Here is a 13840-nt window from a genome sequence, read left to right on the forward strand (position 1 = left end):
AAAGGGCGACCAACAGGCCGCCCAAACGTACTACACGAGAGTCTTTTACAACGTCAGTTGCCCACGCTCCTCCTCGGTCAACTGCTGTTTCGCCTGATCATCCAGCGCCCCGGCGCCCAACACCTGCACCGGGCTGTTCGGGTTGTAACCCGGGGCCGGAGCGCGGCTGGCGCCATCGCGCGACGGCGCGAGCTGCTCATTGCCGAAACTCAACACCTGCACGGTAAACACCGACGCCTGATTCTGCCGCGCTGCCGCTTGCTGCTGACGCGCCACGTCTTCCGCCGCTTGGGTGGCCGACGACGCTGCCGAACTGGCCGAAGTAATCGCCCCGGTATTCACCGCCGACACCACCGGCACACCCGTCGCCTTGCCCTGCACCGAAATGTTCGCGGCGTTGACCACCGTCAGCGCGGCGATGTTGACGTTGCCCGACACGCGAATCCCCGCCTCTCCGGCATCGATGGTGCCCAGCGGCGCGATCAGGTCGATGTCGCCCGGTGCCACTTCGGCGATCGGGTTGAGCGTGGCAATACCCGCGCCGGTGCTTGGCACCGACGGCGACAAGGTCACGTTGCCCCAGGTGTCGTAGACGCGTTTCGGCGGGGTGTAGACCACAGTGGTTTTCGAGCCACGACCGGCGTTGATGTCGCCCTCGGCCGACCAGCCGAGAATCGAGCCGCCAAACGTGGTCATGATCCGGCTCTGGCCGAGCAAGATACTGCCCTGCGAATAGAGCTGAATGTTGCCCGACCCCTGAGTGATGATCCCCGCTGTCGACGGTGGCGCCGCGCCTTCGATGCCGAACACCTGACCGCCGCCCGGCGTAAGCATCTGGATGTCGCCGCCGAACAGGGTCTTGACCCCTGCCCCGCCGTACAGCGTGATGTCGCCGTCGTAACGGATCGGATTACCGGCCACATCAGTGGTCGGGAACAACGCAGCGATGGCGTTGCGACCACGCAGATAACTGCCTTGGCGCGGACCGTCGACATCGTTGTATTCCAGGCCGCCGGCACGCAGTTCGGCGAAGTACACCTGGCGGGCGAAGATCGCCTGCTCGGCACTCGGCAGCGCGGCGTAGAACGTCTGTGCCTGCTCTGCGTTGCCGCTGAAGCCGTAGCCGAGGGTCAGCCAGCTCTGCAGCTCGTCTAGGTAGGTCTTGACCACTTTGCCCGGCTGACCGTTGAGCGTGGCATTCGGATCAGCAAGGTTCTGCAGGTTCAGGTAACGCGCGATGAACCTTGTGTAATCCGGCCCCTGCGCGCCCACGCCCGCCTGCAATACCACGCTGGCACCAGGGCGCTGATCCCCGGCAACTATCGAGCCGAGACTGGTGATGCTGGCACGGTTTTCCATGAGGATGTTGCGCCCGGCATTAATGTCCAGCGTACCCGGACCGGCAATATCGAAGCTGCTATAAAGGATGTCTCGTCCTGCCGACACCCGCGATACATCTCGCGGATCGTTATGAACGAACAGGTTGCCGGTCGAGATGATGCCCTCCCGACCCACGCCCATCTCATCGGGCTGCACGGCTGTCGGTTGGCCCAGGTTGGTCCCGGATGCCACGATGTCACGTCCGGCAATCATCCAGACAGGGCCGGCGGCTTCGTACCAGGTGCGTTTCGACGTATCGAAACTCAACGTCTCACCACTGCGTATCCCCACCAGATCGCCTGTCAGGGCATAGAACCGTGCCGGCCCCTGCACATCATTCAAACCGGAAAAGCTGTCGGGTCCAAAAGCGAACAATGGATAACGCAAATTACTGTCCGGTTTAACGCCGTCACTGCCGTAGTTGCTATCGAATGGCGTGTTGGGGTTATTGCTGGCAAAGGCGAGAAATGACGGCCTGAACGGCGTGGCGATGGCCAGCGGGCTGGCACCCGACTGATTGATTGCGTAGCCGCCCGCGTAGATGGAGTCGCCCGCCAACAGTTCGAGTTGTCCGGATGTCGAAGGGGCCAATAACAATGAATAAGCGGTTGTCCGCGACAAGTCGCGCTCGCTGTACGCCGCCGATGGCCCGGCATAAATCGACCCCTGAGCAGCCACAGCCCGAAGAATCGACGGGTACACAAAACGTCCATCGGTGGGCGACGAATTGGCGCCACTCACAGGGGTAAGATTCGCATCGGCCTCGGCCAATTGAGTGCTGGGAGTGAGATTGCCTCCGGCGGAAAACAGATCGATTGCAGTGTGATCGGTCCATAGCGAGAAGCCGCTCAGGATACCGCCAGTACGGATATTGCCGTTGTCATCAAGCAGTGGCGTGGCATTGAACAGGCCCACGCGACCGGGATCGCCCGCGCCGCCCAGCACCAGGTCACCACGGGTGCTGAGGCTCATGCCCGAATCGCCGGGAATCAGCACCAGGCCACCGGAGGCGTTGCTGGTCGTGGAGGTGAACGGATCCAGCGGTCGAGTTTCGCGGACATCATGCGACCGGGAAAAGGCACCGTATTGCAGGTTGATGCCGCCCAGTGCCCCTCCTGTCAATTGCGCCGCACCACGCAAATTGATCAGTGCACCTTGCAGGTCATGTCTGGGTTGCCCGGTCCCGTTGTCTCCGGCCCGCGCCTGCAGCGAAGGGTTGAGTGCACCACCAATGCGAATGTCCATGTCGCCGCCGCCGGTCATCTGCACGCTGCCATCGTTGGCGACACGTCCGGTGCTGCCTACGGCAACGATAAGTCCTTGGCTGCGCGGATAATTACCCGCATCGCCCAACGGTCTGAGCATACCGGCGTCACCACCGACACGCAGACTGATGTTACCGCCGCCCAGGGTGCCGAATCCGGTGAAGCCCATCAGATACGGTTCGGTATTACCGTCAGATGTCAGCAACTGCGTCGCGTAGCTGCCGAAGTTGATCCACCAGGCGGTGGGCACATCCGGGTTTCCCGTGCCTTGGCGCCACAGCCAGTTGCCCACTGACGCACTGGCGATCTGCTCGCGGAAACCGCCATTCAACGATTGCGCTTTCGCACCGACGGAATCTCCGGAAACCGAGCCACCGGCATTGATGTTCAGATTGCCGCCCAATTGCGGATACCAGGCCTGATAAAGGCTGTCGCTACCGCCGTCGACCCATTTTTCATAAGCGGCACCGGCCGTGCCGAGCACCGAATTGTTATCCGAAAGATGCGCGCGCGGCTGGTTATAGAGCGGATCGATATCCGCTGACTGTGTGCCGGCGGTGTACACGCCGAACGGTGAATCCATGCTCAGATTGCCTGCAGCGATCAGGTCGAGATCACCCGTGCCGGTGCGCAGAACACTGAACATCTGCGTATGGGCTTTGGCCGTTTTCCCGGGATTGTTGCCGATGCACAGTTCCGGCTGTAGATCACAGATGAATTGAGCGTCATCGGGAACCGGCTCGTAGTCCGGTCCCATTCCGCTGCCTGGCGCCCAGACCCAACGGGCCATGGGTACGCACAAGTCGGCAATCTGCTGGCAATACTCGAGCATGTCATCAGGCACTGGCTCGTAGGGGGTAAAGAACGGATTATCTGGAGCCCAGACCAGCTTCCCCGCCGCCGTGGTGATGTTGACGCCGTAGTGAGTATCCGCCAAGCGCAGATTGCCTTCAGGGGTCAGCGGTTTGACCGCACGGCTGTCGGCAGCATCAAGATCTGCACCGGCCACCACGCGCATCGACCAGGAAGCGCTGCCCGACGGTAGCATGCTGGCCACCGCCCAGTTCTTGCCTTGTTGCGTGCCGTTGAACGGGCGCAATTCGATCAGCGAAGTGCCTTCGGCGAGCTTTACATCGGTCATCGACGGAATCAGCGAACCACGCAGCAAGGCCAGCTCGCCCTTTAACTTCACGCCGGAGAAGGTCGTCAGATCTGCATCGTAAACGCTTGGCAACGGCACGCCCTTGGGCCAGTTCAGCGCTTGCAGGGCGGTGGCCTTGTTCAAGCGAATACCGGCACCCAGACGTGTTTCGGCAAGCAGCGTCACACTGTCGCTGAGCAGCGTGCCGGCGGCGTACAACAGGTTACCGTTCTGGTCGTGAATCGCCCCCGACAGCACGGTGCCCGCACTGAAGGTGTACGCCTCCCCCAGCACCGCCTGAGTCGGCAACAACGTGCCGCTGGCCAATACCGCCCCCTGGAGGGTCACGTCGTAATTGAGTGTGGCGCCTATCGGGAACTGCGTACCTTCGGCCAGCGACACACCAGTGCCCGGCACGATCAGGTCGCCACCGAACGGCTGCACACCGGCGATCAGTTTCCAGCCGGCGTCATCCTGGGTTTCTGGCGGCGGCGCGAAGCCGTCGTTGATGCTGCCGTAAATGTCGAGGTTGCCGCCGGCGCGGATCACCAGACTGCCAGCCTCCCCTGACCCGTAGATCGACGGATTCAGGCGCGTGTGTGGATTCAGGCTGGCGTAACGGTAACCGGACAAGTCCAGATCGCCCTCCACCACCAGGTCGCCGTCAGCCGTCTTGCTGGCGATTTCCACCCCCGGGCGCAGATGGAAAGCGTCGGCGTAATTGGCGTTGTTCAGCCCGGCAAGTTTGCGTTGCAGCAGATCGCTGTTGCCCAGCGCGGCGTTGATAAAGGTGTCGCTGTCAGCGTGAATGCGCTCGAGCATGGCTTGATCGATGACTTGATACGGTCGGCCACTGACCGCTTGATCGACGCCATCGCGGGCATCGGTGTAGCGGCGTGTACCGTTGAGGCCAATGGAGCGAGCACCCTGAATGGTCAACGCACCGCTGGCGTCGATGGCGATGTCATTGCTGCCCAGACGCGGCGCGTTGAGTTCAAGAGTGCCGCGCAGCATTCCATCGTTTTGTCCTGCAAGGAAACCGGGCACCGCATCGGTGCCGTGACGCAGGTCGATCCGCGCGCCGGACGCCAGCGTGAGTACACCCTCACCGGAATTGAGTTCCACCGTGGCGCGGTTCGGCGCGTCGATGATCTTGCCGTAGCTGTCGACGCGCAGGACTCGACCATGAGCGTCGAGCACGCTGTTGCCAGCCAGCGCCAGACCATTTTTCGCCGACAGACGAATGTTGCCGACGCGCTCGCCACTGGCGTCGATCAGACCGGCCACGGTCAGGCTGCCGCTGTCCACCGAGACACTGATGTCACTGGCCTTGAGGCCATCGCCGATCAGCAGATTACCTTGCTTGAGTTGCAAGCTGCGGCTGCCAAACACCTGCCCGGCGTTCAGGCGCTGATTGAGCGCGGCAAACTGCGCGCTGGCATCTGCGCCCAGATTTTGCGCGCGAATGTCCACGCCCCCGGCCTTGTACGGCACCAGCGTGCCGCCGGCATCGTAATAACCGCTGCTGCCGCCGAGGATTTCACCCTGCAAATCGACTGTCCCGGCCGCGTCGGCCAACGCAATGGCGCTGAGGTTACCGGCCTGGTTGTTCTTCGCCGACAGATCGATCCGCGAGCCCGCCGCTTGACGGATATTGCCGTTGGCGCTGTACAGCGACACGTCGCCGCCCCAGCTGTATTTGTTCACATCGTTGAACGGCAGCGTGCGCCCGGCCATGTCCAGCACCGCAGCGCTGCCCAGGGTCAAATCGCCTTCGGACTTCACCGTCAGTTTGCCGCTGGCCAAGGCGATACGGCTGTCGAGCACGATGTTGCGCGCCTCAAGATTGAGTTCTGCACCCAATGCCTCCGCGACCCCGGAAGTGCCACCACCGCTGAGCGTCAGGTTATTGCCGGCCTTGAGCAGGTTGACCGACGCCGCCTCACCGGTGAGCAACGGCGTACGCAGATTCAGGTCACCACCGCTGTAGCTGTAGCCCGTGAGCGGGTCGTAAGCGCCCTGCTGCTGATACACCGCCAGGCTGCCCTTGTGGTTGGCGGTAATGCGCTCGCTGGCTGTCAGGTTGACGTTGGCAAAGCCTAGCGCCAGACGATTGTTCTGATCCAGCCCGCTCGGTTGTGGCATCGGGCCGTAACCCAGTTCGATGCGCCGCGCCTGGATATCCAGCGTGCCCTGCCCGGTGCCGGCGCCGGCGGTGATCACCCCGCCGGGGCTCTGCGTGGCACCGTTCCAGATCAGGTTGTTGGTGCGGATGGTCGCCACATCATTGGCATCGCCCAGACCGTAGATCGCCGGCGTGACCAGCACCAGGTTCTGCAGTTTGCTCAGGCCGGTCTGTGGATCAAGCGTGTCGAGGATCACACTGCCATAGAAATTGAAGGCATCGCGAGTGGTCAGGCTCAGGGTTTCCAGGGCGGGTGCGCCGAATTGCGTGTCACCGCGCAGCAGTCGATCAAGCACGTTCTGGTTCAAGGTCAAACCGGCCGGCACGCGACTGCCCGCCGCCGCCAGCGCCTCGGCACTCCCGGCATTGACCGCGCCGACAGCCAGCGCCAGTTGGCGAGTACCGAAGCGCACGGCTTCGCCCAATTCAAACTGCTTGTCGGTCGCCGCCGTGATGCTGCCGTTTGAGTAGAGCTGCGATGGGCTGCTGCAATCCCCGGTCGAACAGAGGCCGATACGGATCGCCCCCGCACCGTCGAGATTGTTACCCAGCGCGGGCGCCAGGACATTGGTCCAGCCGTTCGAAACCACCAGCAACCCTGCCTTGCCGGGCTCATAGAGAAACCCTGACGTTGAATCGTAAGGCACGTTGCCGCGACCGAGCGTGTTGATCCCGGCCCCCGCCTCGACCGTAATGCCGCCCGTGGCCGCAGTGGTGCGCAACAAGACTTCCGGCGCTGACAGGACCGCGCCTTCACGCAAAACAATATTGTTGGTGGAACCGACGAAACCAATGATGTTGCCGGTCGTGCCGTACAGAACATCCGGCATGGCACCGAGGGTCAGACGCCCGGCATTCAGATTGTTGAGCGTGTCGGCGTACAACGACACACCTCTGGCGTCCGCCGTCGGCGCCTGCCCGGCACCGAGGATTTCCAGGTTGCTGCCGGCATAACCGCCGCGCACCACCGCCGTCCCGACCCGACCACCCTCGGCGGCATTGAACAGTGCACGCCCGTTGAACTGCAAAGCGATGTCTTGCTGACCACCGCTGCTCAGACGCAGATCGAGGGTCTTGCCGTCCATCGGCGCCAACGCCTGAGGCACCCCGCGCCGAGCGGCATCGCTGCGGATGAACGAGGTAAAACCGGTTTCGTTGTACTGCGAGTAGCGGCGCAATACGTCCGCCGACGTCAGGATCACCTGACTGGCCAGGCTGTCGCGCAGACCGGTGTTGGCAATCGACATCTGCCCGCTGCTGGTCCACGACCCATTGCGCAGCTGCAACGCTGCCGTCGTCGCACCCGGCGCTGCCTGACCGTTGACCTCGACCCGGAACGCTCCCGGCAACAAGGCAAAGGTGGATGGCAAAAGCGTGTAAGTACCCGCCGCCAGCCCCGGCACGCCGGCACCAATAGTAATCTGCTGGCCGATGCGCGGATCGACCGCTCCGGCTTCGGCCAGTATCGGCGCGTAGCTGCCCTGATTGCCCGGCACGATGGCGTAGACCGGGTTGCTCGCCAGCCCCGGCAAACTGAAGGTGCCATCGGTGGCATTGCGCACCAGTGGATTGAAGCGCGCATCGGTAGAACCGCCGCGCCCGGAGATGAAACCGGCGCCGCGCAGATCGCCACCACCGGACAGATCGATCAGCGCACCGTTCTGCACCTCAACGTATTGCCCACCGATTGCCACGCCGTTCCTTTCGCCCGTGACGCCGTTCAACACCACCGATTTACCGTTGTAGAGATAGTCGATGCCGTCCGTAGTGCCACCGTATGGCATGACCAGCCCGGCGCCACTGACCGACGTGGTGCTGCCGGACAGCAGTCGCACTTCATGACTGGTGCTCAGCAAATCGTCGCCCAGGACAATCTTGCCCAGCGGCGCCCGCACCACACCGCCCTGCTCGATGTACGCAGCGGAAAAACTCAGATTGCCGAAGACCGAGTACGGCACCGCAGCGGGCGCAGCGCCGCGGCCGCTGATCCGCAGCGTGTGGTCGGACACCACAACGGCGCCCTGATAACCGACGCGCACTTCAGCCTGGACACCACTGGCGGGATAGATTTGTGCAGCCCCCAGGTTCAAGTCCCCCGGCGTCCACAGCCGGGTTTTTTCGGCACCATCATTGGGCGCAAGGAAACGCAGATCGCCGCTGCTATCGAAGTTCACCAGACCAAATGCCCGTCGGCTATACGCAACCGCCGGCGCGCTGAGCTGCAGGATCGAACCCTGCGTACCGAACGACAGACCATTGCCCACGTCCAGCAGGTTCGCCGACGCATTGAAGGTCGCGTCTGACAGCTCAGTCGTCGGATTCAGGGTCAATCGCGGCCGTATCAGGCCGAAACCCGCGTGGTAAGTGCCCACGCCGGACAAGCGCAGGTACGGCGCGCTCAAATCGACGCGACTCGTGCTCTCGGAGGTTTGCGCCAGAGACAACGCCCCGGCGTACATCGTCAGGCTCTGTTTCATATGCAGATTGACGTCGCCGTCAAACGACAGCAAACCGTTGCTCAACAGGCTCAGGTTATCGAAGCCGCCCGCCATCAAGCTGTCTGCACTCAAGCGCGTCTGACCATAACGCAGGCCATCGGCGCCCTCGCCCGGCCGCAGATCCTGCGCGAGCGACTTGTCGCCCGCCCCCTGGCCAATGATCATCTCTCTCGGCGCGCGTACTGCATTGCTTGCCGAGTCAGCATACAGCGGCGTTTCCAGGGCGATGTCCAGACGACCGCCAGCAGCGCCGACACCGCCCGCCGCCGCACGCAAGTTGCCATCAAGGAACAGACCGTTGTAAGCACTCAGGCTGATACGCCCGCCATCCGTCGCAACGCGGGTCAGGCCCTGGCCGGCGATATCGAGCATGGCTTCGGCGCCAGAGGCGTCCAGCCGGGCGCCCTGACGCACGATCACGTAGGCATCGGCGGCCGTGGCAGTGGCCAGTTTCGAATCGATTTCGCCGCCGATGATGATGCTGCCACCCTTGCCGACCTGACCGTAAGTTCGGCCCAACGCATCGATTGCCGTGTTGGCGCGCCCGGCGACATCGAGGACAGCCTGCTCACCGATCCATATAGACCGGTCGTGGGCGTTCGGATCGGCCACGATAATGGCGGTCGCCGGTTTGTTCGAACCGAACTGCTGCTGACGAATATCAATCGTACCGCCCCAGGCATTCAGTTCACCTTCAACCGTAATCTGCCCGGCACCGCGCAGTTTGATGCTCTGCCCCGGATCGACGCTGATGCGCGAACCGCGACCCAGCGTCAACGCGCTGTTGGCGGCATCGATCAAACCGATCAGACTGGCGCCGCCCTGCAACGTCAGGCTGGCGCCGCCGCGTTGGGTCAGCAGGCCCTTGGTCGGGTTTTCCTGGAACAGCGACGGCGTCCACAACTCCAGCGCCGTTTGCGGGTCGACACCACTGACCTGATTCGGCGCGGCATCACCAAATCGGTACACCGGAAGTGTGATGTCAATCGCTGTGCCTTCGGCCACATCCAGCCCGCTCAGGCCGATCAGGTTGTAAGCGGAAAAACCCTTGCTGAACAGATCGGCAGACAGCTGCAGGGTGTTGTCGGCCAGCACCTTGTCGGTCTGACCGACGAGTATTTTGTTGGCCTGCACCGTCAGCGTGCCGCCGCCCGTGACACCGTAGCCACGCAAATCGCCCGCAAGGTTGAGGTGGGTTTTACCGGGCGCCGAAATCGCACTGGATTCCAGCGTCAAATCGCCCCCCTTGCCACCGCGGGTCTTGCCGTTGGCCAATACGGCACCGCCGGAAGACACATCGAGCAAGCTGCCCGCACCAATGTCGATATCGCCACTGCTGCGGATCGACAGCAGACCGCCATTCAAGTACGCGAGGCTGGCGCCATCGTCCGGGTTGGTGCGCAGGTTGCTCCACACGCCACGAGTATCGAGTCGCACACCGTCGGCCACTTTTACCTGCGTCGCCTTATCGACCTTCGCCGTGAGCCGAGTGTCGGCAGTGTCGCTACTGAGGAACTGATTGAGCACGTTGCCCAGGCGCAGGCTACCGCCGCGCGCGGTCAGGTCTGCGCCGATCTGCACGTCCGGGGAATACAAGGTGATGTCGCCACCGCTATCGACCGTCAGCGCACCGTCAACAACAACCTGATCTCTGGCCGCGACCTTGAGCGCACCGAGCCGGAAGCCATTGAGTTGATCGTTATCGAGATACAACTTGCCCTTGCGCGCATCGGACACCGCACCGCCCAGATCCAGATCACTGCCAGCGACCGGGCGCTCGCCGCCGATTTGCACTTGGTCGAGCGTCGGATTGAGCGTGTACAACAAGCCGCTCGCGGCGGCGACATAGGTCGGGTCATAACTGCCGACAATCAACTGCGCGCGGCGCGCCAGTGCGGTCTGACTCTGTTCATAGCCATCAAGCACCGGTTTCGCTGCCTGATTCTGCCGTTCGCCCTGATACACCTCGCCAATCATTTGCCCGTCGAGTACCGCATTGGCGGTGGCGACCACCAGTTGCCCGGCGTCACGGCCGACGGTGTAACCCGATTCGAAGCGTGAGCGCGGCGCGATCAGCGGATTGTAGAAATAGCTGGTGTGGCCCCAGCGTTCGCTGTTGTCCTCATAGCCTTTGTACAGGCCGGTGTAGAGCAGATCCCCCGGCGCACGGGACACTTCATACAACTTGCCGTCGGCGCCGCGCAGCCAGCTCTGGCGGATCTCGCCGCTCTGCACATCCAGGGTGCCGCCGGACAGATTGATCAACGACCCTTTTTCCGTGACCACGTCGTTGCCGGCAAAACTCACCGTGCCGCCCTGGGCCATCCACTCGCCAACGCTGTGGCCCTGCGTGCCGAGATAACCGCCGACTTCGAGCAAACCGCCCGCCGTGTACCAGCGATCGGTGGCATAACCGTTGGTGCCTGCCGGCACATAAACCAGCTCGCGCACATCGACCCAGATGTCATTGCTGTTGAGCGCACCTTTCTCGCGGTTGACCGAGGCATCGCGCTGCTCGTTACCTTGCACGTTGATCTTGATGCTGTTGTTTTCCATCGCCACTTTGACGCCAAGGGCACCGGACACATCGATCATCGCGCCGTCACGCACCAGGCTGCGGCGTTGTGCACTGACCGCGACCTGGCCGCCAGTGGCCAGGGTGATCGAGCCGCTCTGGAACTCGACGGTACCGCCGCTCTGCAACTCGATGCGTGACTGGTCGCCACGGATCCGGTTGTTCGCGCTGACATTGGTCAGGCTCGCGTCGCGCTGACTGTCGAGGGCGCTGAGATCACTGCTGTCGAGCATGATGGCCGTGGCGCTGCCCTGCCCCAGCGTAACGCTGCCGTTGCTGTCGGTGCTGGGGTTGGTCAAGTGAATCGTGCCGCGCGTAGCCACGGAAGTGCTGGCGAGCAACACACCGTTCTGCACCACCTCATGGCCGGTCAGGGTGATGTCGCCGGTGGCGGACTGGATCAAGCCGTTGTTGGTGACTTTACCCGTCACCGCGCCGGCCTTGAAGCCGGGGATGACTTCGTTGCCGAAGGTGGTGGACAGCGCATTACCCTCGGTGCCCGAACCTTTGCGAATGTAGAAACGGTCACCGGCGGCCAGCACGGTCTGGCCTTTGGCGGTGCTGATGCTGCCGTCGTTCTGCACTTCGTTGCCGAGCAGCAACGCATAGCCGCCAGCATCGGTAGACGACGCCGGCTGGTGGGTTGCGATGGCAGCACCGCGTTCCACCAACACCTTGCCGGCAGCATCGGTGAAGGTCGGCTGCGTGCCGATGCTGTCGAAATACAGGCCACGATCGCGGAACTGGATGTCGGTGATGTTGGCCGCCGCTGCCACCAGGTTGCGCACGTTGACCTGACTACTGCCGCTGAAGACGATGCCGTTGCGGTTGATCAGCATCACCGTGCCGGCGCCCTTGATCTGGCCCTGAATCTGGCTGGCCCGCGCGCTCGGGTCATTGACCCGGTTGAGCACCGCCCAGTTCGACTGCTGGGCGAATTCAACGGTGGTGTTGCGCCCGACGTTGAAGGTTTCCCAGTTGAGAATCGCCTTGTCGGCGGTTTGCTCGATCTTCACTGTGGTCTTGCCGTCGGCCTGGGTCTGTTGCGGGCCTTTGGCGTTCTGCCAGCCCTGAGCCAGGCTGTTATCGACTTTCAAACCGCCCTCACCCAGCCCGTCCGGCACAACCTGCACCGTGCCCAACGCGGCAGCACGCCCGGCCGCCTGCGCCGCTTGTTGCGCGGCAATCGCCGCGACGGTGTTGTTCAAGGTCTGGATTGAACGCTGCAACTGTTGATTGGCCTTCTGCTGCTGGGCCAATGGCGGCGTCATCCCCGGCAACCCGCCCACGCTCGGCCGTGCTGCTGCCGCTTGCTGCGCGGCGCCCTTGGCGGCAAACCAGTTCGAACTGAACGCCGTCTGCGCCTGCGCGCTGCCCGCCACCAGACACAACGCCACGGCGTGCGCCAGCGGCTTGAGCAGCCACAGCGCCGGATCCACGGCTTCACGCTTGAAGGACTGAACGTTGGTACGACGACGGGATGGGCGAGCGAGCATCACTACGAGATCCTTTTGATTGCCACACTTTGGTTGCCAAAGATGCCGCAGGCCTGCAAAAACCTGCTGTTACGTCATAGGCAGTTGGCGAGGGGCGCGACCGAACGGATGTCACACAAACTTCATGTTGGGGGAGTATTCGCGGACCTGGAGCGCCGAGCGCTCAAAAGAAAGGCAGCCCGCAAAGGGCTGCCGTGAATCAAAGGTGCATGTGTTCAAAGCGGACGGCCGATGCCGTTGCAGACGTAAGGGTTGTTGATGTCGAGGTTGTTGCCAGAGGTGTTGCTGAGGAAGTTGGCGGTTACCGCGTTTTTCCAGTTCGTGGGCAGTGGACCAAAACCGTGCGCCACACTGGCGGCGACGTTGCCGGGCACACTGTAATGCCTGGTCAAAAAGGCACGGACATCGCTCGCTACACCCGCATCCTTGTAGCACTGGCCGAAGATCAGGTTGGTATAGGCCGCCAGCTTGTATCCCGCCGCCGGATTAGGCACCACCGGTGCCCATTGCGCGGGGTTGTAAGGCGTGTTCGGCAACGCTACTGATGACAGCGCGAGGGTGACATTGGCCAACGTCGGCAACACCCCGTTAACCCGGGCGACCACAGCATTGTTCGCCACGGTGAGGCCATCAGGGCCGGAATAACCGATGGAGCCGTCAACTGCGTTCACCGCCGTGACAACATCAAAGTTGCTGGCTACACCCACCCAATTCGAAGGTAGAGCCGAACCGGATGGCAGGCGAGCATTGGTGAAGTTCGTACTGGCCGTGGTGCCACTGGAAATGTTGCGATAAACAACACGGATCGGTGTGTTGTCAGCGCTGCCCAATAAAGCGCCCCACGTGGTTTTGTTGCCCGCGAACACATCGCACAGCTGAGCACTGGTCAGGTTCAGTGCAGTCTGACCGGCTTTTTTGTAGGGAATGGCAACCGAAGTGGCCACCGAAGGCACTTGGATCAGCGGGCCGAACAAAACACCGAAGTAGCTGTTGTAGGTGCTGAGTTCCGCAGCGCTGAGGATCGAATCGCTCGCGGCGAAGTGCACCGTGCCAGTGGTGTTGAAGCCGGCTGCATTGTTGGTCAGGAACGCCGTCTTGCCGGCGCCGCTACCGACGGCTGCGTAACTGAAGCTGGTGGGCAGAATACTGTTCGCCGAACCTGTGTACAGCGCCGCAGGCAATGTCGAGCCGCCACCGGTCACGGCCATCGCCTGAGCCGATGTCAGCGCCACAGCAGCCGACATTAAAACCATTTCAATACGTTTGAACATGCTCAATCTCCTTATCGAACGCCCCCTCA

At 62.6% G+C, this 13840-nt stretch carries 2 protein-coding genes; both read right to left on the reverse strand.

What is annotated here, in order from left to right:
• Positions 1-45 precede the first annotated feature (45 nt).
• Positions 46-12540, reverse strand: coding sequence for a filamentous haemagglutinin family protein (locus ACOYXJ_RS26085; RefSeq protein WP_460372368.1), 12495 nt, complete (start codon positions 12538-12540; stop codon positions 46-48).
• Positions 12541-12755: 215 nt separating this feature from the next.
• On the reverse strand, positions 12756-13811 hold the full coding sequence (locus ACOYXJ_RS26090; RefSeq protein ID WP_460372370.1) for a substrate-binding domain-containing protein: 1056 nt from the start codon (positions 13809-13811) through the stop codon (positions 12756-12758).
• Positions 13812-13840 lie beyond the last annotated feature (29 nt).

It is taken from the genome of Pseudomonas sp. Tul2A7, from assembly GCF_054790505.1.

Bases quoted from the DNA above. Each gene is read 5' to 3' on its own strand.
- ACOYXJ_RS26085 (WP_460372368.1), bottom strand. From the start codon at position 12,540: ATGCTCGCTCGCCCATCCCGTCGTCGTACCAACGTTCAGTCCTTCAAG.
- ACOYXJ_RS26090 (WP_460372370.1), bottom strand. From the start codon at position 13,811: ATGTTCAAACGTATTGAAATGGTTTTAATGTCGGCTGCTGTGGCGCTG.